Here is a 23,270-nt window from a genome sequence, read left to right as displayed (position 1 = left end):
CTAAACTTAATATATAAAGTGTAGCGAAAGGAGCTTCAATATGCAAAAAAATACATTAAAAAGTGGTATAGAAATTTCTGAAGTTGGTTTAGGATGTATGAGTTTAGGAACAGATGTGAATCACGCTGAAACAATCATTGATGAAGCGGTTCAACAAGGCATCACATATTTTGATACAGCAGATTTATATGATTACGGTGAAAACGAAAAAATAGTAGGTAAACTTTTAAAGAAATATCAAAATCAAAATGACATTGTTATTGGCTCAAAAGTTGGAAACCATTTTAACAAAGAAACAAAAGAACATTATTGGGACCCTTCAAAAGAACATATTATGCGTAGTGTGAAAAAATCATTACAAAGATTGGATTTAGAACAATTAGACTTATATATGTTACACGGCGGTACAATAGAAGATAACAAAGATGAAACAATTGAAGCTTTCGAAAGATTAAAAGAAGAAGGATTAATTAAGGCATATGGTATTTCATCTATTCGACCAAATGTTATCGATTATTATTTAAAAAATAGTAATATCGAAACAATTATGATGCAGTTTAGCCTTTTAGATAATAGACCAGAAGATTTATTAGAACAAATCGATCAACACGGTGTGAAAGTATTAGCAAGAGGACCAGTATCTAAAGGCTTATTAACAAGCAAATCTACAGAAGTCCTTGAAAAGAAATTCAAAGATGGATTACTAGATTACAACTATAGCGATTTAACAGATACGATTTCTAAACTCAACAGTGAATATGACAATTTATCAGCCGTTACATTCAACTATTTGAAATCATTCAATGCACTAGGATCAATCATTACAGGCGCAAGTTCACCAAAACAGTTAGTAGATAGTATTCAAAACTATCACGAAACATTGACAGAAGAGCAAATTAAGCATGCAAGATCGATTGTTAAGAATTTAGAATATACAAATCATTTATCATAGCAATAAAAAATTCGAGAGATAAATCCCAACTCAAAATAAATAACAACTCATTTCACTGATGTATTCAGCTAGAAATGAGTTGTTATTTTTTATGAAATAGCTTGATATGTTTTAAAATCTTACGATTTTGAAAGTGCATACTTGCCTTGGGGTATGTTTCAAACCTGTAGTCTCTCTCATACTATTCCTCCAAGTATCAGCACTTTACAAAACCAATATGAGATACATGCTCAACTCACGCTACTGTTTTTTTAGTAAATAGCTTGCTATGTTTTAAAATCTTACGATTTTGTTCGTGCATGCTTGCCTGGGGTATGGTTCGAGCCTGTAGTCTCTCACTCATACTATTCCCCCGGGCGTCAGCACTTTACAAAATCGTTAAAAAATAAAAATAGGGCTAACAGATCACTACGTGAAGTTAGCCCTAAAATCTATAAACTAATTATTTGATCCAAATAGAAAAATAAACTAATAATAATTCCTAATATAAAACCTACAAATACTATTTTTCTAAAAGGTATACGTTTATCTACTGGATTTATTAAATAATTAAAGAACAATCCTATTCCTATTGTCAATAAAATGATTACGATAATCATAAATAACACTTCCATTTTTAACTCCTTAATGTCTATGTAATAAGTCGGATACAAACAAGCAACATAGAAGCCCTGTATGTTGCAAGACTCATCAAACAAGCAACATAGAACGTCCGAATCGTTCCTGTCCCAATCTCATTTTTATAAACTTTATATTTTCTTGCTTAGAAATGCTTTTTTAAATAACTGCTCAAATGTTCGTGGTGCTAATTGATAAATTCTCAAACCGAAGTCCATCCATCGAGGGTTGTTAATTTCTGTTTTCTTTTTAATTATGCCTTCGATAATTTGTTCTCCTAATTGCTCTATATTAATCTGAATATGATTTGTGAGATCTTGAAATGTTCCTGTTGGATCTGCTTTTACGTGAAATTGTGATTCAAATGGTCCAGGATTAACGGTTAATACATGTAAATCTTCTCTTTCCAATCTGTATGAGTTCGTAAAACTGCTAAGTGCTGCTTTAGATGCTGCATAATGACTCGCGTATGGCGTTGTTACTTTCGATGATATTGAAGATATATTGACTACTGAGCCGCCTCTTTTTAAAAATGGTGTTATTTTGTTTAATAACAGTATCAAGTTTACGAGATTGATATTATAGATTTCTTTAATTTCTTCATGAGTGTGATTTTCGTTTGATTTAAAATAGCCTAATCCAGCATTATTAATCACGCCATCATATTTATTCTTTTTATTTAATGAGAATTGATTAATTTGTGTGATATCGTTCATGTCTATTATATGTACATCTTTTATATTTTTATATTTAGTTTGTAACATATTTGCTTTTTCTTTATTTCTAACAATAATGGATACATAAGCACCATGTTTATCGAGTGCTCGTATGATACTTTCTCCTAAATCACCTGTTGCCCCTGTAAGTATGTAATGTTTTCCTATCATCAATATCATCCTTTTTTGATTATTGTATTTAATGTATCATACATTTTTTAACTACTAAACTATATACAAGCATTTTTGACATAAGGTTTAATTACTTTATAATTAAAATGAATTCTCAAGGAAGTGAGTGGTTTTATTATGAAAATAGTTTTTTATGGTTCTGGTAATATGGCAAATGCAATTTTTACTGGAATCGTTAACAGTAAATCAATTGAACCGGAAAATATTTATTTAACGAACAAATCAAATTTAGAAGTATTAGAAGGTTATCATGAATCATTAGGCGTAAGTTATAGCTATGATGATGCAGAATTGTTAAAAGATGCTGATTATGTTTTCTTAAGTACTAAACCTTATGACTTTTTAAAATTAGCTGAACGTATTAAACCTTATATCACGAATGACAATAAATTTATATCTATTATGGCTGGTTTACCTATCAGTTATATTAGAGAACATCTACAAGTTGATAACCCAATTGCACGCATTATGCCAAATACTAATGCGCATGTAGGTCATTCGGTTACTGGCATTAGTTTCTCAACGAACTTTGGTCCAAATTCTAAACAAGAAGTATTGACGTTAATTGAAGCATTCGGTACTGCGTTAGAAGTAAAAGAAGATCATTTACATCAAGTAACTGCAATTACAGGCAGTGGCCCAGCATTTTTATATCATGTATTCGAACAATACGTAAACGCTGGTACTAAACTTGGTATTGAGCAATCTCAGGTCGAAGAATCTATTAAAGAATTAATTATCGGTACAGGTAAAATGATTGAACGTTCTGATTTAAAAATGGATCAATTACGTAAAAACATCACATCTAAAGGTGGTACAACTCAAGCTGGATTAAATGCTTTAAGCAATCATGATATTGAAGCAGTTTTCTTAGATTGTTTAAATGCAGCAGTTAAAAGAAGTATCGAACTTGCAGAAGCTGAAGAAGATTAATTAAAAAAACGATGAAAGTATACTCGAGATACTTTCATCGTTTTTATATTTGAAAACAATCATAATCTTTAACAAAGTGAAATTGATGATCAGTTGACGCTTTTAATGATTGCTCTACTTCTTGAATATCCTCTATTTCATAACGATTCGATAAATGTGTAAACAATCCTTGTTTAACATTTACATCTTTCATTAACTTAAAGACATCTTCTATATGACTATGGAAGTGAGCGCTCGCTAAACTATTATCTCCTTCAATATAGGTCGTTTCATGAACAATAACATCTGCATCTTTAGCGAGTATCCATTCATTTTGACAAGGCATCGTATCTCCAAATATTGAAATAACTTTCCCCTTCTTCTTAGGACCTTTAAAATCTTTAGATTCATATGTTTGGTTATTGTAATCAAATGTTTCATTAGCTTTAACTTCTTGATATTTAGGTCCAGGTTCCATACCTAACGCTTTCAATTTCTCGACGTCTAATTTACCTTCAATATCTGGTGCAGTTATTCTGTACCCCACTGATAAAATGCCATGCTTTAATGGTAAAGCTTGGATATGAAATCCATCTACATTTAATTCAGTTTCCGTATTAAATTCATTTACTGTAAGTTGATAATTTAAATTAGATTGTGAAATTTCTAGCGCCGTTTGTATAAATTTTGCAATTCCTTTTGGCCCTATTATCGTTAACGGTTTATCTTTACCACCTTGGAAGGAACGACTTGTTAATAATCCAGGCAATCCAAATATATGATCACCATGTAAGTGCGTAATAAATATATGACTTACCTTGCCCAGCTTAATGCCTGTATGCAATATTCTATGCTGAGTAGCTTCTCCAACATCAAATAACCATATTTGGTTTTCATACGGTAGACAATTAAAGGCAATAGATTGTGTGTTTCTTTCTTTAGTCGGTAGTCCGGCACTTGTGCCTAAAAATGTTAGTTCCATCGTCTTCCTCCTTACGAAATTATTATAACATGTTCTGAACTATGATTTATAAAAATACAGAAAAAATGCTATTATTATACAAATAACTGAATAAATTGAAAATTTAACAGTTTAAATTGAAGAATATCAATGAGTAACATGTTATAATAAATGATATTGTTAATTGTGAAAAAGTTAGAGAATCGAGGTAAATTAATGACAACCGAAACTAGAAATATTCCATGCTTAATTACAATATTTGGGGCTACAGGTGATTTAAGTCATCGTAAATTATTCCCATCTATTTTTCATTTATATCAACAAAATCAATTAGATGAACACATCGCTATCATCGGTGTTGGTCGAAGAGATTGGTCTACTGAGAAATTCAGAAATGAAATTAAAGCTTCAGTAGAAAAGCACGTTCAAGATACAGAAAAGTTAGACGAATTTATGGAACATGTATTTTATCAATCACATGATGTAAGTGATCCTTCTAGTTATGAAGAATTATTAACCTTTTCAAATGAATTAGATTCTAAATATCAGTTGGAAGGTAATAGATTATTCTATCTAGCTATGGCACCTCAATTCTTTGGAACAGTGACTGACTTCTTAAAATCATCTGGTTTAACTGAAACTGATGGATTTAAGCGATTGATTATCGAAAAACCTTTTGGCACAGATTTAGCATCTGCTGAAGAATTAAACAAACAAATTAGACGTTCATTTAAAGAAGAAGAAATATATAGAATTGATCATTATTTAGGTAAAGATATGGTACAAAATATCGAAGTTTTAAGATTTGCGAATGCTATGTTCGAACCATTATGGAACAATAAATATATCTCAAATGTACAGGTGACTTCATCTGAAATTTTAGGTGTTGAAGACCGTGGTGGATATTACGAAAATAGTGGTGCTCTTAAAGATATGTTCCAAAACCATATGTTACAAATGGTTGCGTTATTAGCTATGGAACCACCTATTAGTTTAAATAGTGAAGATGTTAGAAATGAAAAAGTAAAAGTTTTACGTTCTATTAGATCACTTAAAGAATCAGAAGTAAAACAAAATTTTGTTAGAGGCCAATATGACAAAGGTCAAATTGACGGCGAACAAGTTAAAAGTTATAGAGAAGAAGATAAAGTAGCAGATGATTCTAACACCCCTACTTTTGTTGCAGGTAAATTGCTTATCGATAACTTTAGATGGGCTGGCGTACCATTCTTTATAAGAACGGGTAAAAGAATGAAGAAAAAAGGTATTCAAGTAATTGTTGAATTTAAAGAAGTACCTATGAATTTATATTATCAACGTGATTCAGAATTAGAATCTAATTTATTAGTAATCAACATTCAACCTAATGAAGGATTATCATTACACTTAAATGCTAAAAAACAAGTTCAAGGAATAGAAACTGAACCTGTTCAATTATCATATTCAATGAGTGCTCAAGATAAAATGAATACTGTAGATGCTTATGAGAATTTAATTTTTGATTGTCTTAAAGGTGATGCGACAAACTTCACTCATTGGGAAGAATTAAAAGCTACATGGAAATATGTAGATGTAATACAAAATGTGTGGGACAATGATAAAGCACCGTTCCCTAACTATAGAGCTGGCACTAATGGACCAATAAAAAGTCAGCTATTATTGTCTATTGATGGATTTAAATGGTGGGACGATATTAACTAATCTTTCTACCAACAGGAGTGACTGAACATTGGAAGTAATTAAAGTTTTACAAAGAGCGATAGTTTACATAGAAGACCATTTACTTAGTGATATTGATTTACAGACTTTGAGTGAACATGTAGATGAATCACCATTTCATTTGAACCAAACTTTTACTATGGTCATTGGAATGACACCGTTAGAATATCAAATCGCTAGAAAAATGACAGAAGCGGCTTTTGATATTTTAAGTGGACACTCTAGAATACTGGATATTGCACTTAAGTATGGTTATAAAGACGCTCACGCTTTCGCTCATGATTATAATGCATATCATGGTATTAGCCCTTTACAAACAAAGACACATCAATCTATGTTGAAAATCAAAAAGAGAGTATCTATTAAATTAACATCTACGGAAACTGAACCTTTAAACTATTCATTGCAATATAAAGATGATTTAAAGTTAGTCGGTAAAAATCATCATTATCATTCAAATGAGCTAGATAATCATTTCTTAATACCGGATTTATTAGAAATGTTAATAGAAAATAGATATATAGAAGACTTTATTAAATACAATGATGTTAAACCTCATCAATTATTTGTTGTACGCAGACCACTTATAGATGGACTGGAAGTGTTTGTAGGTGTTCCAAGTGATCGCTACCCTGGTCATTTAGATAATTATTATTTGCCAGGACATCACTTTGCAACATTTAACTTACAAGGTGAACTAGATTTTGTAGTGAGTGAAGCTTGGCATCATATTGAAAATCAGTGGCAACTTAAAATGCCCTATTTACATGATGACTTTTACGTAGAAGTTTATCCATTAGACGTCAATTTTGAACAAGAAACGTCAAAAGTACAACTATGGATACCTATTGATCACAAAATAACCAATTAAACTAAAGAGAAACTGGGATATAAATACCCAATCTTAAAAGAGAAGAGCGCTTCATTAGGTTATCGCCTAGTGAAGCGCTCTATTTTGTTTTAAAATTTCACGATTTTGCTTGTGCATGCTTGCCTAGGGGTATGGTTCGAGCCTGTAGTCGCGCGCGGCATACTATTCCCCCGGGCGTCAGCACTTCACAAAATCGTGAGGAAAGATTATAAAGATTTTTTTGCTATTTATCATTTGAAGCCTGACTTGATAAATTCAACGACCAATTCGCACGAAGACTCAAAAGATATATTAAAAAAAGCGTAAATTCTTAAAAACCAAGAATTTACGCTCTTTTATATTATTTAGTCCACTCAGTGTGGAAGATGCCTTCTTTGTCTTTGCGTTCATAAGTATGCGCGCCAAAATAATCACGTTGTGCTTGAATTAAGTTTGCTGGTAAATCTTCTGATCTATAACTATCGAAGTAGTTAATAGCTGAAGAGAAACCTGGTGTAGCAATACCAGCTTTTATAGCTGTTGCTGACACTTCTCTTAATGAACCTTGATATTTAGAAACGATATCATTAAAGTATGGGTCCAATAGTAAGTTTGTTAATTCTTTATCATTATCATATGCTTCTTTAATTTTTTGTAAGAATTGAGCACGGATAATACAACCTTCTCTCCAAATCATAGCTAATTCGCCTAATTTCAAGTTCCAGTTATTTGTTTCACTTGCTGTTTTCATTTGAGCAAATCCTTGAGCATAACCACAGATTTTACTCATGTATAGAGCTTGTCTGATTTGTTCTAAGAATGCTTCTTTATCGCCATCAAATTCAGTTACTTCTGGATTAAATGCAGTGCTTGCTTTTACTCTTTCCTCTTTGAAAGATGAAATGAAACGAGCAAATACTGATTCAGTGATAATCGTTAATGGAATTCCTAATTCTAATGCATTAATTGAAGTCCATTTACCTGTACCTTTTTGTCCAGCTTTATCCATAATTTTTTCAACTAAAGGCGTTCCATCCTCGTCTAATTTATTAAAGATTTCTCCAGTAATTTCGATTAGATAACTTTCTAATTCACCAGTATTCCATGATTTAAATGTATCAGCAATTTCTTTATGATCCATGTGTAAAACACGTTTCATTAAGTCATAGCTTTCTGCTATTAATTGCATATCTGCGTATTCAATACCATTATGCACCATTTTCACATAGTGACCTGCGCCATCTGGTCCTACATAAGTAACACATGGTGATCCGTCACTTGCTTTTGCAGAAATACTTTCTAAAATTGGTGCTACCAATTCATAAGCTTCTTTTTGTCCACCAGGCATGATAGACGGTCCAGTTAATGCACCTTCTTCTCCACCTGAAACACCAGTACCAATGAAGTTTATTCCACTTTCATCTAAGTATTGATTTCTACGAATAGTATCTAAATAGTTAGTGTTACCACCGTCGATAAGGATGTCACCTTTATCTAATAATGGTAATAAGCTATCGATTGTTTTATCTGTTGCTTCACCAGCTTTTACCATAAGTAAAATTTTTCTTGGTTTTTCTAATGAATCTACAAACTCTTCAATAGAATAGTTCGGATGTATATTTTTACCTTGTGATTCTTCAACCATTAGGTCGACTTTCTCTTTTGAACGGTTATATACTGAAACTGAGTAACCACGTGATTCAATATTCCAAGCTAAGTTTTTACCCATTACAGCTAAACCAACTACACCTATTTGTTGTGTCATGAAATTAACCTCACTTTTTATCGTTTTCTAGTTCATTTTAACATAGATTGAATGTGTTTCGCGTCTAATAGACCCTTAAAATCAAATGAATACGTTTACATTTGCGTTTTTTACGCAAGTTCTGAAATTGCAATAATTTGTTCTGTAATTTTTTGTAATTCTTTGACTGGCATACGTTCGTTTTTAGTATGGATATATTCATATCCGACACCTAATATAACCGTTGGAATACCAAATCCACTTATCACATTTCCGTCTGAACCGCCGCCTAATTTTACAAGTTCAGATTGACGACCAATTTTTTCAGTTGCTTTAACTGCTAATTGTACGACCTCATCTTGTTCAGATAAATTAAAGCTTGGATACATAACTTGTACATTTACTTCTGCTGTACAACCAAATTCTTCTGCTGTTTTTTCGAATGCCTCTTTCATATGTGAAACTTGTTGATGCATTTTTTCATCATCTAAAGATCTCGCTTCAGCTAAAATGTAAACATGATCACTCACGATATTAGTAGCTGTTCCACCTTCGAATCTACCGATATTAGCAGTTGTTTCTTCATCAATTCTACCTAAACTCATATGACTAATCGCTTTAGCTGCGATATTGATTGCAGATACACCTTTTTCAGGTTCTAAACCTGCATGTGCTGTTTTGCCTTTAATAACTGTTTCGATTTTAGCTTGAGTAGGCGCTGCTACTACTGTTGTACCTACTTTGCCTGGTGCATCAATTGCAAATCCATATTTAGCATTAATGTCTTCTGGATTTAACGCTTTCGCCCCTACTAAGCCTGATTCTTCTCCTACAGTAATAATAAATTCAATGTCACCATGTTGAATGTCATTATCTTTCATGACTTTAATGGCTTCCAATATAGCAGCTAATCCCGCTTTATCGTCAGAACCTAAAATCGTTTCACCTTTTGAATATATATATCCATCTTCACGAAGTTCAGGTTCAATATTATTGCCCGGCGAAACTGTGTCCATATGACTTGTAAAATATATAGGCGTTTTACTACTATCTTGACCTTTTAATTTACAGATGAGGTTTCCAGCTCCGTAACCAGTTTTAGGTTGTGAATCATCTTCTTTAACTTCTAAGCCTAGATCAGTAAATTTTTGTTTAAGTAAATCTGCAATATTTCTTTCGTTTTTAGATTCTGAATCAACTTTTACTAATTCGATAAAAGTATTAAGTAATCTTTGTTCATTAATCATGATAGTCCCTCATTTCATTTATTTAAATATCTCATAATCTAGTGTATAATACTTGGTATATATATACAAAACTATTGTTCAAAGAGAGGGTTTCCATGCAAAACAAGAAAGTTCGTAAAATAATCATAATAGTCATGTTAGTAGCGATCGTTGCTGCAATGGTTCTATCTGGTGTTTTACCGTTCCTATTAACATAATAAAAACTCAAGCCCAGTTTAAGAGCTTGAGTCAAGAGTTCAGGACATAAATGTCCTAGACATTAAAAGACAGTAGAAATTCATTATAAAATTGAATTTCTACTGTTTTTCTTATTTAAAGTCCTTTGTTCTGTTAAGTACATGCTCTATGTTGCAAGACTTACCAAACAAGCAACATTCAGATTCCGACCCGCTACTGACTCCAACCCCAACCTCAATCAATTATAAAAAAGACCCCTAAAGTTGATTAGAAATTCAACTTTAGGGGTGTTGTTGTTATTTTTTCAAACTACCGAATTGGGATTTAATTTGCAAGTATTCTTCTACTTCATTTAATAGTTGGAAGAGTGCTGCGATACTTTCAAGTTCACCTTGTGTCTTTGGTAACTCAATAGATTGTAATTTAATTTTTATTTCATATAAGCTATGCAATCTCATTAATGAATAATCATTACTTTGCACATTTTGAGATACATCTAGTAACAATTGGCTACATAAATGATGCGCATGTTGACTATGTTGCATTGATTCAATCAAATTTTTCATACGTTTTAATAACGTTAATTGTTCTTGCCTCATATCAAAATAATGATAGTAAGAATTTTCATTTCTCACAAAATGATTTTTAACTTCTCTAAACGCTAATGATTTTGCTTTTTTAATATTTTGAGATACTTGATCGAATGATGGTGTATTTAATTTTTTATTAGGGTTATTTAAACCTTCGCTAAATATAAAAGTAATTAAAATAAAATCATCTTCAATTTTCCTCTTATATTGATTGAGTTTATGATCCAAACTTGGCATAAACATATTCATAATCAAAGCAATACCGATACCTATAATAAGCAATAATATTTCATTGATAATTAAGTTGAAATCGATTACTTTCGCCATGTATAAATGAAGTATAATAACACAGCTCGTTACGATTCCTTCTTGAACACCAATCATTACAGTCACTGGAATAAATAGTAAAACCATAACACCTAATACAATAGGCGTACTGCCTAAATATGTGAAAAATACAGATCCAATCATGATCGCTATGAAACAGGCAATAAATCTATATATAGCAGCTTCAAAAGATTTAACTCTAGTATCTTTAATACATAGTACAACAAGTATTGCACTTGAAGCATAATTATCTAAACCTATTAAACGAGAAAGGATGACAGCTAATGTCATCCCTAAGGCAGTTTTTAATGTTCTATAACCAATTCTATACGGTTTTATTTGCATAGTATTTTAACCAACCTTTATACTTCTGCGCAATGTTCTTCAAATAATGCTTGAATGTTTGTAATAACACTCATTGGATCGTGACCTTCAATTTCATGTCTTTCAATCATTTTTACAATTTTTCCATCTTTAAGGAATGCAAATGATGGACTTGAAGGTGGATAACCTTCAAAGTAATCTCTTGCTGTTTCAGTAGCTTCTTTATCTTGACCTGCAAACACAGTTACTAATTGATCAGGTAATTTATCGTAATGTAATGCATGTTGAGCAGCTGGTCTAGCTATGCCGCCCGCACAACCACATACTGAATTAACCATCACGAAAGTCGTGCCAGGTTTATTAAATGTTTCTTCAACTTCTTCTTTTGTCGTTAACTGTTTGTAACCTGCTGCTTCAATCTCGTTTCTAGCAGAACTGACTACATCATTCATATATAAATTGAAATCCATTTCCATAAAAAAAGCCTCCTGTAATAATAGATAAGTCTATTTTACAGGAGATTTAAAGTTAAAACAATGAGAAGCTTTTATTAATATATAGAAGTATTCTCTATAGTCATACTTTGCAATCTTTCTTTTACAAATTTTAAGAATTCACCGGCCATTAAGCCATCTAAAATTCGATGATCAATAGAAAGTGACAAGTTCACCATATCACGAATACCAATCATATCATTTACAACGACCGGTCTTTTCACGATAGATTCTACTTGTAAGATAGCTGCCTGTGGGTAATTAATGATGCCCATTGAAGAAACAGAGCCAAATGATCCAGTATTATTAACTGTGAAAGTACCACCTTGCATATCTTGAGAAGTAAGTTGATGTTTTCTACCTCTAGTCGCTAAATCATTAATTTCTTTCGCGATACCTTTAATAGACTTATCATCAGCATTTTTAATAACGGGTACATATAATTTATCTTCACTCGCTACTGCAATTGAAACGTTGATATCTTTGTGGATTTTAATTTCATCATTTGCCCAAGTACTGTTAAGCATCGGATACTTTTTCAATCCTTCTGCTACTGCTTTTACGAAAAATGCGAAAAATGTTAAGTTATATTCTTCAGTTTGTTTGAAAGATCCTTTATGATGTTGTCTTGTTTTGACAAGATCTGTAGCGTCAACTTCAACCATCATCCATGCATGAGGAATTTCATTAACACTTTGTACCATTTTATTCGCTATCGCTCTTCTTACGCCATTCACTGGAATAGATTCGCCAGGTGTAGAAGCACTTTCGTTTGTATCATGTTGCTGTTTATGATCTGTTACTTCGGTCGTTGTTACATCATCTTGTTGTGATGGGGCCGCTACATCAGATACACCATTTTCAATAGCGTTTAGTATATCTTTCTTCGTAACCCTACCTAAGTTGCCAGTTCCTTTTACATTTTCTAAATTAATCCCATTTTCACTTGCTAATTTAAATACAACTGGTGAATATTGGCCATTATTTAATTTAGCGTTTTCGTTCATATTATTCGCTGGTTTGCTTGATTGATCGTCATCACTTTGGTTAGTGCGTTCTTGTTGATTGCTTTGATCTTCAGTTGAATTATCATCAGAAGCTTCACCATCAACTTCCATGCGACAAATAACTGTTCCAACATCAACAGTTTCTCCAGCTTCAACGACGATTTCTTTAATCGTACCATTATAAGTTGAAGGTACTTCAGCAGTGACTTTATCTGTAATCACTTCACATAACGCATCATATTCTTCAATAGTGTCGCCTGGTTTAACTAACCATTGCTCTATTGTGCCCTCATGTACACTTTCTCCAAGTTTCGGCATCTTTACGTCCATATTTTTACCTCCTAAAATTCAGCTAACGTTCTCATTTTATGTTCTATCTTCTCTGGATTCATCATAAAGAAATCTTCCATAAGTGGTGAAAACGGCATAGCTGGTACGTCTGGACCTGCAAGTCTTGCTATTGGCGCATCTAAGTCAAACAAGCAGTTCTCTGCTATAATCGCTGAAACTTCACTCATAACACTGCCTTCTAAGTTGTCTTCAGTTACTACCAATACTTTACCTGTCTTTTTCGCACAATTAATAATTGTTTCTTTATCTAATGGATATAATGAACGTAAATCTACAATTTCAGCATCTATACCTTCAGTTGATAATATTTCAGCTGCTTGAAGTGCATAGTTCACACATAAGCCATACGTAAATACCGTAATATCAGAACCTGCTCGTTTTACATCTGCTTTATCTAATGGCACAGTATAGTATTCTTCAGGCACTTCTTCTTTTAATAAGCGATATGCTTTTTTATGTTCAAAATATAATACAGGGTCGTTCTCTTCTATTGATGCTAATAACAAGCCTTTTGCATCATATGGACTAGAAGGAATAACAACTCTTAATCCTGGAGTAGAACAGAATATACTCTCAATACTTTGCGAATGGTAAAGTGCACCATGAATTCCACCACCGAATGGGCTTCTTATTGTAAGTGGACAATCCCAATCATTGTTTGAGCGATATCTAATTTTAGCAGCTTCATTAATAATTTGATTTGTTGCAGGTACAATATATTCAGCAAATTGAATCTCAGCTACAGGTCTTTTACCCATCATTGCCGCACCAATTGCAGCACCTACAATATTAGATTCTGCTAATGGAGAGTCTAATACTCGTCCTTCGCCATACTTATTATATAAGTTTTTAGTAGCACCAAATACGCCACCTTTAAGGCCGACATCTTCTCCAATTACAAAAACATTATTATCTTTTTCCATTGCTTGATCCATTGCTTGATTAATTGCATCAAGATAAGATAACTTAGGCATCTTTTTCGCCTCCTTGATCATATACATGTGTTAAAGCTTCTTCAGGTAGTGGATAAGGTGCTTTTTCAGCATTTTTAGTAGCTGTATTAATTTCTTGTTTGATTTCGTCTTCTATTTGGTTAAACCAATCATCATTAGCTACTTCATTTTCTACTAAATATTCTTTAAATCTAATCATGCAGTCATTTTCTTTTTCAAGTTTCATTTCATCCGATGGTCGATAATTATCATCATCATCTGATGAATGTGGTGTTAACCTACTACATAAAGCTTCTATCAGCGTAGGACCTTCACCATTTACTGCACGTTCTCTTGCACGTTTTACAGCTTCATAAACAGCTATTGGATCATTGCCGTCGACTTGTTCACCAAAAGCGCCGTATCCAGCTGCTCTTGAAGATAAATCATCAGTCGCATATTGCAAATGACTTGGTACTGAAATAGCATATTTATTATTTTCGATGATACAAATATAAGGTAATTTATGTACCCCGGCAAAATTCATAGCTTCATGAAAATCCCCTTGGCTCGTACTACCTTCACCAAGTGTTGCAAGCGCAATGGCTTTTTTTCCGTCCATCTTAAGTGATAAGCTTGCGCCAACTGCATGAAGCACTTGAGTTGTCACACAAGATCCTTGTGTAAGAATCGCTAAATCTTTCTTACTAAAATGAGAAGGCATTTGTTTACCACCACTTGATGTGTCACCTTGTTTTGCAAAAGCAGCTAACATCGATTCTTCAGCTGTAATGCCACGTGCAGTGACTAAAGCTAAATCTCTATAATAAGGTGCTAATACATCTTCGTCTTTCAAAGCAAAATACGTACCGATTTGCGTTGCTTCTTGACCTTGACAACTAATGACGAAAGGTAATTTACCTGCACGATTAAGTAGCCACATTCTTTCATCAATTCTTCTTCCTAATAACATCCATTTATAAAATTCTTTTAAGTCTTCATGCGTTAATCCGACAGTCTTATAATCTAACATCTAATCTCTCCTCTTTAGACGTGAATAGCACGATTCTCAGATTTTAACCCTAGTTCCATAAGCACTTCTCCTATAGATGGATGTGCATGTACAGTAGTTGCTAATTCTTCAGTTGAGCCATTCATAAATGTAAATAGAGCTGCTTCATTAATTAATTCTGTTACTTTAGCACCAATCATATGAATACCGAGCACATTTTCATTTTCAATATCTTTTATTAAAATACATTCACCTAATCCGTTGTTCTCGATTACAGATTTACCGATAGCTTTAAATGGAACTTTAAACTTTTTAAAAGATAAACCTTCATTTTTAGCATCTTGTTCAGTCATGCCAATCGAAGCAACTTCTGGATTCGTATATATACATCTTGGAATCGTTAAATAATCTAACAAAATAGGATATTGATCAAACATATGTTCAACCGCAATTGTTCCTTCTTTTGTCGCAACGTGAGCCAATTGATAGTTTCCTATTACATCTCCAACTGCATAAATATGTTTATCCTCTGTTTGATAAACATCGTTCGTTATAATATAACCTTTATCATCTGTTTTTATTTTTGTGTTGTTTAAACCAAGGTCTTCAGTATTTGGCGTTCTACCAACAGCCACAAGTACTTTATCGAAACTTATGTTGTCTTCTTGAAGTTTAACGTCAACATGACTATCTTGGACAAGCACATCATCTTCAGATAAAGGCAATTTTTCATAAATTTTAATGCCATTTTCTTCAAACGTACGTTTAATCGTCTTACTTATTTCTTGCTGTTCATTTGGAATAATAGAAGGTCCAGCCTCCACGACAGTAACTTCTACACCTAAATCATTCAATAATGAAGCAAATTCAAGACCTATTACACCACCACCTATAATTAAAATATTATGAGGTAAAGTTTCTAAATGCATCATATCGTCGCTTGAAATAACTGTATGATGATTAAATTCTAAAAATGGTAATTCAATAGGTCGAGATCCAGTTGCGATTAATACATTATTATTAACAAGAAGTTCTGATTCTCCGTTTTCAAATTCAACGGAAACTGTTCCAGCTTGAGGTGAAAATAATGAAGGACCAAGAATTCTTCCATTTCCTTCATAAACATCTATTTTGTACTTCTTCATCAAACTTTGAACGCCACTGTACATCGTTGAAACTGTTTCATCTTTCTTAGCAACGATATCCATTATTTCAAATTCAGCTGAAGCAGTTTTTATCCCATATTCAGTTGAATGATTAATATATCTTAAAATTTCAGCTGTTTTTAAATATGATTTTGTCGGAATGCAGCCTTTATGCAAACATGTCCCACCAATTTTATATTTCTCTACAATTGCTACTTTTTTTCCGAGTTGAGAAGCACGAATTGCAGATACATAGCCTGCAGTTCCTCCACCAAGAATTACTAAATCATATTCTTTAGACATAGTATTACTCCTTATTCATATGACTTGGTACTAATTTTACCGTGTAAAAGGTCCATAACGCCAACATTTAAGGCGTGCATTTCTTTTTCTCCTTCATATATAGTAACATTTTGTAGCCAAGATACATATCGTTTTACTTTATTTATTAAATATTTTGAATAACTTAAACCACCCGTAAGAATGATTTGATCTACTTGACCTTCAAGAACAACAGCACAAGAACCAATTGATTTAGAGATCTGATAACACATAGCATCTAGTACTAATTTTGCTGTTTCATCTCCATTAGCCATCATTTCTTCTACTTTAATAAAATCATTCGTTCCAAAATATGATAACAATCCAGAATGTTTACTCAATTCATTATTCGCTTCTATTACAGTGAAATCATGATCGATCACCCATTTTATTAACGCATCATTTGGTATTGAACCTGCTCTTTCAGGACTAAAAGGTCCTTCACCTAACAATCCATCATTAACATCAATGACTCGTCCTTTTCTATGTGCGCCGACACTAATGCCACCGCCAAGATGCGCAACAATCACATTGATATCTTCATACTTTTTACCGATTTCAGAAGCGTATTGTTTAGCAACTGATTTATGATTTAACGCATGAAAAATACTCCGTCTTTCAATGCCTTTAATGCCTGTTATCCTAGCATCAGGTATTAACTCATCTACTACTACAGGATCTACAATATAAGAATGAATACTTAATTCTTGTGAAAGTTCATAGCCTATTACACCGCTTAAATTAGAAGCATGAAATCCATACTTAAATGTTTTTAAATCATGATACATCATATCATTGATTAAATAAGTGCCACCTTCAACAGGTTTTAAAACACCACCTCTACAAGCAATAGCATCTATTGCTTGTAGAGAAATTTGGTGTTGTTCTAATGACTTCTTGATACTTTCAAGTCGTATTGGGACTTGATCAATTAAGGGAAGATTTGTTTGTTCTATATTATGTCTAATAACATCTTCAAATAACATATCATAATTAATAAATACAGAAACTTTTGACGATGTGCTTCCTAAATTAAGTACAAGAATTTTTTTCATTATCTTTTACCTCTAGAAATGATTGATCTTTCAGTTTTTAAGAAATTACTTCTTACTTTCATTAATTGATCAATACGTTCCTCAGCTAAAATTTCTGCTGCACGTGCTGTTGTAATTTGATCTCTATGGCTAATTTCAAATACTTTATCCATTTGATCGTAGATTTTTTCGATATTTGAAATGGCACGAGATTCATTGTAACCATCTAATTCGTCAGCAACGTTAATCACGCCACCAGAGTTCGCTACGAAATCAGGTGCGTAAATGATACCTTTATTTTCTAATTGGGTACCGTGTTTATCAATATCTTGTAATTGATTATTTGCACTACCACAAACTACTTTAACTTTTAAGCGTTTAATTGTATCGTCATTCAATACGCCACCTAATGCACATGGTGCAAAAATATCTGCATCTACATCATAAATATCATTTATGCCAACACTAGAAGCGTTAAAATCATTTACAACTCTATCTATAGCGTCTTGATTGATATCCGTTACAACTAATTTTGCACCAGCTTCATGTAAATAACGACATAAGTCGTACGCAACGTGCCCTACACCTTGAACTGCTACTGTTTTTCCTGCTAAATCATCAGTACCAAATGCTTCTTTAGCAGCACGTTTCATTGAAACAAAGACACCTAAAGATGTTTTAGGACTTGGATTACCACTTGAGTGATGGCTTTCAGATAGGCCGACAACATAATCTGTCTCTTCGAAAATGATATCCATATCATCTTCAGTTGTGCCTACATCTTCAGCTGTTATGTATCTGCCGTTTAAACTTTCTACATATCTACCTAATGCTCTAAATAAAGCTTCAGATTTATCTTTTTTAGGATCACCAATAATAACTGTTTTACCCCCACCAAGATTCAATCCAGCAGCAGCGTTTTTATATGTCATACCTCTTGAAAGGCGTAATGCATCATTAATTGCTTCTTCTTCACTTTCATATGGCCACATTCTACAACCACCAAGTGCTGGTCCTAACGTTGTATCATGAATTGCAATAATCGCTTTTAATCCTGAACTTTTATCATGACAAAATACAATTTGTTCATAGTCATATTTTTCAATTGTTTCAAATAACATAACAATCCCCTTTTCATCTTTTAATATATTAACTCCACATCTAATTTTACATCAAATGTTTTATTTATCAAACAAATTGACGAAATATGATAGCGCTTTCAAAAAGTAAAAATTTTTAGAAAATTCAAAATAAACTGCTATATAAGCAATGTAAGCATTTTCATTTAACACTTCACAGGAGTATAGTTATTTATTTATTATTATAATATACTAAATAAGCATTAAGGCACTACAAATTGAATGAAATTTATCTCGTGAAGAATCTGAACGTGATGTTAAAATTATTGGTATTTTTGCACCAATTATAACAGAAGCAACATCTGCTTTTGATAAATATATTAAAGATTTATATAAAATATTGCCACTTTCAATTTGTGGAACAACAACGCCATCTACATTACCAGAAATGTTGGAATCAATATTTTTAATAATCGAAGCTCTTTTATTTATAGCAGCATCAAATGCCAATGGACCTTCGATTTCTAATTTCGGCATTTCTTTACGAAAATACGATACAATTTCATTTGCATCCACAGAAGATTGCATTTTAGGATTAACACTTTCGATTGCAGATATAATTGCTACTTTAGGAGAATCAATACCTATTTTTTGTAAGCACGCTACTAAATTACGCGTGATCACTATTTTTTGTTCTTTGTTAGGTGAAATATTCATAGCTACATCTGAAATAGCTAGCATTTTATGATATTCAGGAACATTAAATAAGGCAATGTGACTCATTCTACTTTCTGTTTTTAAATTATATTTATCTTTCAAAACTTCTTTCAACAAAGTAGAAGTAGCTACCAAACCTTTCATAATTAAATCCGCTTGGCCATCATCTACAGATTTAACACATTCTGAAATAGTGTGTGCTTCATCTTCTGTTTGAATAATCTTTATTCTATTAAACTCATCATGCGTTAAATTGAATGATCTAATCAACTCATCTTGAGGTTGCTCATCAAATAATATGAAATTCGCATTCGTATTTTTCACCGCTTTAACAACTGCTTTAATAACGCCCTCATCGTTCGATTTACATACAGCAATTGTAGCGGAAATATTCTTCCCCTTATTTATCATATCTTTAAATTGCATTTAATCCCCTCCTATTTCCATCATAATCAAATTCAAACGATTATGCTATTTTTTCAATGTTTACTTTTAATCATTATCTCATATATAATATAAGTTATTAATCAATAGGAGTTTTAACTTATGCAAAAGTATGTTGCATTACTCATTTTAGTTATACCAGGGATAATAGCAGGCTTAGGTATTAAGTGGATGAGAGATGCCGTTTTCGGCGTACTCGTTCCACAATTACATTTTATATGGGTGCAATTTTTATTAGGGTTCATATTTTTTGTATTCGGCGTTATCTTTATTGGCGGATATATATTACACCGTGAAAAGAAAAACAAGAGAGCTCAAGAACACTTTATGAAAAAGAATAACGTAAAAAAAACTGATAAATCATAATAGATTTATCAGTTTTTTTCTTTGAGTATTTCTCTATATTTATGATATAGATGTGTAATAAATTCACCGTTTGTTGGTCTTACGTATGATTTTTCACTATTATACCAATAAGATTTCAATTCTTTTTCCCACGCTAATTTAATAGCATGTCTTATTGAACGTTCTACATTATTAGCTTGAATACCGTAATATTCAGATATAAGTGGATATAGTTCTTTAGTTAATTGCATTTTGTGAGTATGTTTCAGCATTAAATGGACGCCATACTTGATATATTTATAACCGTTCAAATTATATGAAAAACCGATTTTTTCCAACAATAGATCTAATGCATCTATCTCCAATATATTCGAATCGTCAGTATCTAGTATTCGCTGAATCGTGTTCAACAAGACATCAAATTCAACAGGTTTTATTAAAAAGTAATCTACACCTAATGATACAGATTCTTTTAACACATCATCACTTACAAATGCGCTCATACATATAACTTTATATTGCTTGTTCGGTTTTATATATTTTTTGAGCAAAGTCATACCATCTATATGTGGCAAAATTAAGTCTAACAGAAGAACATCGAAAGCTTCTCCATTTATAATATCAAGTGCTTCTTTACCGTTGTATCCAATATTAACAACCTCAATATCATGTTCTTTTAAATATTGTGCCATTTCACTTACATACGCTTTCGAGTCTTCTATAATTGCTACCTTAATTACCATGGTTAACACCCTATCAAATCATTCTATTTTAATTTTTTATTTTGTGAAATCATTTCTTTTGCGTGCTTTTTAGTTAATTCAGTAACTTCAACGCCTGAAATCATTCTCGCTATTTCATCTATTTTATCTTTACCAACTAATTGCTTAATAGAAGTTGTCGTACGATCGTTTACCGTTTCTTTTGTGATATATAAGTGATTATCACATATTGCAGCCACTTGTGGTAAATGTGATATGCAAATAACTTGTAAAGATTGCGATATTTGATGCATCTTTTCTGCCATTTTTTGCGCAACTCTTCCTGATACACCTGTGTCAACTTCATCAAACAATATTGCAGTTTGCCCTTTAGATGATACAAATATACTTTTTAGGGCAAGCATAATTCTAGATAGTTCGCCGCCTGAAGCTATTTTATTTAAACTTTTCAGTGGCTCACCTTTGTTTGGACTAATTAAAAATTCAACTTCTTCTAATCCATAAGTGCTAGGCTTCGTTTTAGAAAATGTTATTTCTATATCTGCATCTTGCATATGCAGATTTTGAACTTCTTCTACTAATCTATCTCTTAGTTGTAAAGCTACTTCTCTTCTCTTCGTAGAAAGTGCTTGTCCATAATTCATAACATCATCATAAAGTGCATTTATTTCATCTCGTAATTGCGATGTACTTTGTTCATAATTTTCAATTTTGAATATTTCATCATCAATTTTATCTCTATATTTAATTAACTCAGGTATACTTTTACCATATTTACGATTTAAATCTGTAAGTACATTTAAACGTGATTCATATTCGTTTAATAAAGACTCATCAAAATCATTTGATGTTAAATCATTATATAACTCATGTTTATAATCCTCTAACGTATAATACATTTGATCGAGCTCTTCGCTAAACGATGTATACTTCTCAGGAATAATATCTGTAATATGTTGAATTTCTTGATTAAGTTCATATATTTTATCCGTGATATTTTCTTCACTAGATAATAAAATATGCGCTTTATTTAGACTTTCATTTATTTTTTCATGGTTTTGAAGCTTTTTAATTCCTTTGTTTAAAAAGTCGATTTCTTCTTCTTTCAAGTCTGCATCATGTAACTCATCACGTTGGAATTTTATTAAATCTAACCTTTGTAATAAAGCTTGATCTTGTGACTCTAATTTTTCAAGTTCTTGTTTTTTAACACGATAAGATTGAAAAGCTTCTTCGTATTGATTAATTTCTGTTTGATATGAGCCAGCAGCATAATTATCTAATAGAGATAAATGATATTTAGGCTTTAACAGAACTTGCGTCTCATGTTGACCGTGAATGTCTAACAGTTCTTGCATAACTATTTTCAAGTCAGCTAAAGTCACATTCTGATTATTTAATTTACAAATACTTTTACCAGAAGCAAATATTTCTCTCTTAACAAATAAAAAATCTTCATCGAAATCTATATCTAGCTTGTTTAAGATTTTGTTCACATTAGGTACATTGTCGATATCAAATACGCCTTCAATCGTCGCCTTTTGTTCACCATGTCTTACGAAGCTTTGAGACGCTCTTGCACCTACTAATTGGCCGATTGCATCTATGATAATAGATTTACCCGCTCCAGTTTCACCACTTAACACAGTTAGTCCATCTGAAAAATTTATTTCTAAAGATTCAATTATAGCGAATTGTTTAATTGTAAGTGCTTGTAACATTGTATATTAAATCTCCTTTAAAGCATATTGAAAATTCTATCCGTGATTACTTCAGCAGCTTCTTTATCTTTACAAATAATTAAGCAAGTATCGTCTCCACAAATAGTACCTATTACTTCAGACCAATCGATTTGGTCAATTATTGCACCAATTGATTGAGCATTACCAGGTAATGTCTTTAATACTAATAAGTTATCGGCACCATCAATTTTAACGAAGGAGTCCATTAAATATCTTCCTAATTTATCAATTGGATGATATTTTCTATCTCTAGGTAAACTATAGATATACTGTCCAGAAGGAGCTGGAACTTTTATTAATTGTAATTCTTTTATATCACGAGAAATCGTCGCTTGTGTAATATTCAAGTCATATTCATTTAATCGTTTAACTAACTCTTCTTGAGTTTCTATTTGTTCGTTTGAAATTATTTCTCTTATCTTAATTTGACGCATCGTTTTGTTCGCCATTACCTACACCTCTATTAATGAATATTTATACACTTATAATAGCATAAAAACGATAAAATGAGTAATGTAAGCGTTATTAATATATTAAAAGACGCTTTAGGTCTACTAAAGCGTCACTTTCAACATAATTATTCATATACTTATAAA

At 32.1% G+C, this 23,270-nt stretch carries 23 protein-coding genes; 6 read left to right on the top strand and 17 right to left on the bottom strand.

From position 1 onward, the window contains the following. The first annotated feature begins 40 nt into the window (after positions 1 to 40). Positions 41 to 952 (top strand): aldo/keto reductase, encoded by a 912-nt coding sequence (locus tag LQ598_RS02030; protein ID WP_107537350.1) that lies wholly within the window; start codon positions 41 to 43, stop codon positions 950 to 952. Between the two features lie 431 nt (positions 953 to 1,383). Here the strand turns inward: LQ598_RS02030 and LQ598_RS02025 are convergent, their stop codons facing one another. Then, entirely contained in the window at positions 1,384 to 1,566 is a 183-nt protein-coding gene (locus LQ598_RS02025; protein ID WP_107559390.1) for a hypothetical protein, read from the bottom strand. A 135-nt stretch (positions 1,567 to 1,701) separates the two neighbouring features. Next, on the bottom strand, positions 1,702 to 2,457 hold the full coding sequence (locus LQ598_RS02020) for an SDR family NAD(P)-dependent oxidoreductase (protein WP_107537348.1): 756 nt from the start codon (positions 2,455 to 2,457) through the stop codon (positions 1,702 to 1,704). 138 nt (positions 2,458 to 2,595) lie between these two features. On the opposite strand from LQ598_RS02020, the gene proC reads away from it, so the two are divergent. After that, positions 2,596 to 3,411, top strand: coding sequence for a pyrroline-5-carboxylate reductase (gene proC / locus LQ598_RS02015; RefSeq protein ID WP_016913042.1), 816 nt, complete (start codon positions 2,596 to 2,598; stop codon positions 3,409 to 3,411). A gap of 43 nt (positions 3,412 to 3,454) precedes the next feature. Here proC and rnz read toward each other — a convergent pair whose 3' ends face one another. Continuing rightward, complete coding sequence (gene rnz, locus LQ598_RS02010; RefSeq protein WP_107537347.1) at positions 3,455 to 4,372, bottom strand: ribonuclease Z; 918 nt, start codon at positions 4,370 to 4,372, stop codon at positions 3,455 to 3,457. A 195-nt stretch (positions 4,373 to 4,567) separates the two neighbouring features. Between rnz and zwf the strand changes: the two genes are divergently transcribed. Together zwf and LQ598_RS02000 are read left to right on the top strand one after the other, a co-directional pair. Continuing rightward, on the top strand, positions 4,568 to 6,052 hold the full coding sequence (gene zwf / locus LQ598_RS02005; RefSeq protein WP_107537230.1) for a glucose-6-phosphate dehydrogenase: 1,485 nt from the start codon (positions 4,568 to 4,570) through the stop codon (positions 6,050 to 6,052). Between the two features lie 28 nt (positions 6,053 to 6,080). After that, on the top strand, positions 6,081 to 6,941 hold the full coding sequence (locus LQ598_RS02000) for an effector binding domain-containing protein (protein WP_016913045.1): 861 nt from the start codon (positions 6,081 to 6,083) through the stop codon (positions 6,939 to 6,941). 340 nt (positions 6,942 to 7,281) lie between these two features. Here the strand turns inward: LQ598_RS02000 and gndA are convergent, their stop codons facing one another. Continuing rightward, positions 7,282 to 8,685, bottom strand: coding sequence for an NADP-dependent phosphogluconate dehydrogenase (gene gndA / locus LQ598_RS01995; protein WP_016911726.1), 1,404 nt, complete (start codon positions 8,683 to 8,685; stop codon positions 7,282 to 7,284). A 110-nt stretch (positions 8,686 to 8,795) separates the two neighbouring features. After that, positions 8,796 to 9,911, bottom strand: coding sequence for a M20/M25/M40 family metallo-hydrolase (locus LQ598_RS01990; RefSeq protein WP_016911725.1), 1,116 nt, complete (start codon positions 9,909 to 9,911; stop codon positions 8,796 to 8,798). A gap of 95 nt (positions 9,912 to 10,006) precedes the next feature. Between LQ598_RS01990 and prli42 the strand changes: the two genes are divergently transcribed. Further along, positions 10,007 to 10,108 (top strand): stressosome-associated protein Prli42, encoded by a 102-nt coding sequence (gene prli42, locus LQ598_RS01985; RefSeq protein ID WP_016911724.1) that lies wholly within the window; start codon positions 10,007 to 10,009, stop codon positions 10,106 to 10,108. Between the two features lie 276 nt (positions 10,109 to 10,384). Here the strand turns inward: prli42 and LQ598_RS01980 are convergent, their stop codons facing one another. From LQ598_RS01980 to LQ598_RS01940, 9 genes are all read right to left on the bottom strand, one after another. After that, positions 10,385 to 11,350, bottom strand: coding sequence for an aromatic acid exporter family protein (locus LQ598_RS01980; protein ID WP_107537231.1), 966 nt, complete (start codon positions 11,348 to 11,350; stop codon positions 10,385 to 10,387). Between the two features lie 17 nt (positions 11,351 to 11,367). Next, positions 11,368 to 11,805, bottom strand: a complete 438-nt coding sequence (locus LQ598_RS01975; RefSeq protein WP_016911722.1) for a BrxA/BrxB family bacilliredoxin — start codon at positions 11,803 to 11,805, stop codon at positions 11,368 to 11,370. 74 nt (positions 11,806 to 11,879) lie between these two features. Continuing rightward, entirely contained in the window at positions 11,880 to 13,160 is a 1,281-nt protein-coding gene (locus LQ598_RS01970; protein WP_107559486.1) for a dihydrolipoamide acetyltransferase family protein, read from the bottom strand. 11 nt (positions 13,161 to 13,171) lie between these two features. After that, on the bottom strand, positions 13,172 to 14,155 hold the full coding sequence (locus LQ598_RS01965) for an alpha-ketoacid dehydrogenase subunit beta (RefSeq protein WP_016911721.1): 984 nt from the start codon (positions 14,153 to 14,155) through the stop codon (positions 13,172 to 13,174). Continuing rightward, the gene (locus LQ598_RS01960) at positions 14,148 to 15,146 is read right to left on the bottom strand and encodes a thiamine pyrophosphate-dependent dehydrogenase E1 component subunit alpha (RefSeq protein WP_107537133.1); all 999 of its coding nucleotides are present in this window, start codon (positions 15,144 to 15,146) and stop codon (positions 14,148 to 14,150) included. The genes LQ598_RS01965 and LQ598_RS01960 overlap by 8 nt, the downstream gene beginning before the upstream one ends. 14 nt (positions 15,147 to 15,160) lie before the next feature. Continuing rightward, positions 15,161 to 16,573, bottom strand: coding sequence for a dihydrolipoyl dehydrogenase (lpdA, locus tag LQ598_RS01955; RefSeq protein ID WP_107537132.1), 1,413 nt, complete (start codon positions 16,571 to 16,573; stop codon positions 15,161 to 15,163). A gap of 11 nt (positions 16,574 to 16,584) precedes the next feature. Next, positions 16,585 to 17,646 carry a butyrate kinase gene (gene buk, locus LQ598_RS01950; protein ID WP_239745128.1) on the bottom strand — a complete coding sequence of 354 codons (1,062 nt, stop codon included), beginning with the start codon at positions 17,644 to 17,646 and terminating at the stop codon, positions 16,585 to 16,587. Continuing rightward, positions 17,646 to 18,746 carry a Glu/Leu/Phe/Val dehydrogenase dimerization domain-containing protein gene (locus LQ598_RS01945; RefSeq protein WP_103322437.1) on the bottom strand — a complete coding sequence of 367 codons (1,101 nt, stop codon included), beginning with the start codon at positions 18,744 to 18,746 and terminating at the stop codon, positions 17,646 to 17,648. The genes buk and LQ598_RS01945 overlap by 1 nt, the downstream gene beginning before the upstream one ends. 210 nt (positions 18,747 to 18,956) lie before the next feature. Beyond that, positions 18,957 to 19,847: a phosphate acyltransferase gene (locus LQ598_RS01940; RefSeq protein ID WP_107559445.1), complete on the bottom strand. Its 891-nt coding sequence runs from the start codon at positions 19,845 to 19,847 to the stop codon at positions 18,957 to 18,959. A gap of 120 nt (positions 19,848 to 19,967) precedes the next feature. On the opposite strand from LQ598_RS01940, the gene LQ598_RS01935 reads away from it, so the two are divergent. Further along, complete coding sequence (locus LQ598_RS01935; RefSeq protein ID WP_016911715.1) at positions 19,968 to 20,231, top strand: DUF2627 family protein; 264 nt, start codon at positions 19,968 to 19,970, stop codon at positions 20,229 to 20,231. 8 nt (positions 20,232 to 20,239) lie between these two features. Here the strand turns inward: LQ598_RS01935 and LQ598_RS01930 are convergent, their stop codons facing one another. From LQ598_RS01930 to ahrC, 3 genes are read right to left on the bottom strand one after another with little or no spacing between them, the layout of a single operon-like run. Continuing rightward, the gene (locus LQ598_RS01930) at positions 20,240 to 20,953 is read right to left on the bottom strand and encodes a response regulator (RefSeq protein ID WP_016911714.1); all 714 of its coding nucleotides are present in this window, start codon (positions 20,951 to 20,953) and stop codon (positions 20,240 to 20,242) included. 23 nt (positions 20,954 to 20,976) lie between these two features. Continuing rightward, positions 20,977 to 22,653: a DNA repair protein RecN gene (gene recN / locus LQ598_RS01925; protein WP_107559444.1), complete on the bottom strand. Its 1,677-nt coding sequence runs from the start codon at positions 22,651 to 22,653 to the stop codon at positions 20,977 to 20,979. Between the two features lie 17 nt (positions 22,654 to 22,670). Beyond that, the gene (gene ahrC / locus LQ598_RS01920) at positions 22,671 to 23,123 is read right to left on the bottom strand and encodes a transcriptional regulator AhrC/ArgR (protein ID WP_016911712.1); all 453 of its coding nucleotides are present in this window, start codon (positions 23,121 to 23,123) and stop codon (positions 22,671 to 22,673) included. Positions 23,124 to 23,270 lie beyond the last annotated feature (147 nt).

The organism is Mammaliicoccus sp. F-M27 (genome assembly GCF_022387115.1).
Lineage (GTDB): Bacteria > Bacillota > Bacilli > Staphylococcales > Staphylococcaceae > Mammaliicoccus > Mammaliicoccus vitulinus.
The sequence above is the reverse complement of the archived record's forward strand: the minus strand, read 5'-3'. Positions and strand labels throughout refer to the sequence as shown.

Excerpts from the sequence above, each read along its gene's own strand:
- LQ598_RS02020 (WP_107537348.1), bottom strand. The coding sequence starts at position 2,457 with ATGATAGGAAAACATTACATACTTACAGGGGCAACAGGTGATTTAGGA.
- LQ598_RS01960 (WP_107537133.1), bottom strand. The coding sequence starts at position 15,146 with ATGTTAGATTATAAGACTGTCGGATTAACGCATGAAGACTTAAAAGAA.
- ahrC (WP_016911712.1), bottom strand. The coding sequence starts at position 23,123 with ATGGCGAACAAAACGATGCGTCAAATTAAGATAAGAGAAATAATTTCA.
- LQ598_RS01980 (WP_107537231.1), bottom strand. The coding sequence starts at position 11,350 with ATGCAAATAAAACCGTATAGAATTGGTTATAGAACATTAAAAACTGCC.
- LQ598_RS02025 (WP_107559390.1), bottom strand. The coding sequence starts at position 1,566 with ATGGAAGTGTTATTTATGATTATCGTAATCATTTTATTGACAATAGGA.
- proC (WP_016913042.1), top strand. The coding sequence starts at position 2,596 with ATGAAAATAGTTTTTTATGGTTCTGGTAATATGGCAAATGCAATTTTT.
- prli42 (WP_016911724.1), top strand. The coding sequence starts at position 10,007 with ATGCAAAACAAGAAAGTTCGTAAAATAATCATAATAGTCATGTTAGTA.
- buk (WP_239745128.1), bottom strand. The coding sequence starts at position 17,646 with ATGAAAAAAATTCTTGTACTTAATTTAGGAAGCACATCGTCAAAAGTT.
- LQ598_RS01990 (WP_016911725.1), bottom strand. The coding sequence starts at position 9,911 with ATGATTAATGAACAAAGATTACTTAATACTTTTATCGAATTAGTAAAA.
- recN (WP_107559444.1), bottom strand. The coding sequence starts at position 22,653 with ATGTTACAAGCACTTACAATTAAACAATTCGCTATAATTGAATCTTTA.
- LQ598_RS01975 (WP_016911722.1), bottom strand. The coding sequence starts at position 11,805 with ATGGAAATGGATTTCAATTTATATATGAATGATGTAGTCAGTTCTGCT.
- rnz (WP_107537347.1), bottom strand. The coding sequence starts at position 4,372 with ATGGAACTAACATTTTTAGGCACAAGTGCCGGACTACCGACTAAAGAA.
- LQ598_RS01940 (WP_107559445.1), bottom strand. The coding sequence starts at position 19,847 with ATGCAATTTAAAGATATGATAAATAAGGGGAAGAATATTTCCGCTACA.
- LQ598_RS01930 (WP_016911714.1), bottom strand. The coding sequence starts at position 20,953 with ATGGTAATTAAGGTAGCAATTATAGAAGACTCGAAAGCGTATGTAAGT.
- LQ598_RS01935 (WP_016911715.1), top strand. The coding sequence starts at position 19,968 with ATGCAAAAGTATGTTGCATTACTCATTTTAGTTATACCAGGGATAATA.
- LQ598_RS01970 (WP_107559486.1), bottom strand. The coding sequence starts at position 13,160 with ATGGACGTAAAGATGCCGAAACTTGGAGAAAGTGTACATGAGGGCACA.
- LQ598_RS01965 (WP_016911721.1), bottom strand. The coding sequence starts at position 14,155 with ATGCCTAAGTTATCTTATCTTGATGCAATTAATCAAGCAATGGATCAA.
- LQ598_RS01945 (WP_103322437.1), bottom strand. The coding sequence starts at position 18,746 with ATGTTATTTGAAACAATTGAAAAATATGACTATGAACAAATTGTATTT.
- gndA (WP_016911726.1), bottom strand. The coding sequence starts at position 8,685 with ATGACACAACAAATAGGTGTAGTTGGTTTAGCTGTAATGGGTAAAAAC.
- LQ598_RS02030 (WP_107537350.1), top strand. The coding sequence starts at position 41 with ATGCAAAAAAATACATTAAAAAGTGGTATAGAAATTTCTGAAGTTGGT.
- lpdA (WP_107537132.1), bottom strand. The coding sequence starts at position 16,573 with ATGTCTAAAGAATATGATTTAGTAATTCTTGGTGGAGGAACTGCAGGC.
- zwf (WP_107537230.1), top strand. The coding sequence starts at position 4,568 with ATGACAACCGAAACTAGAAATATTCCATGCTTAATTACAATATTTGGG.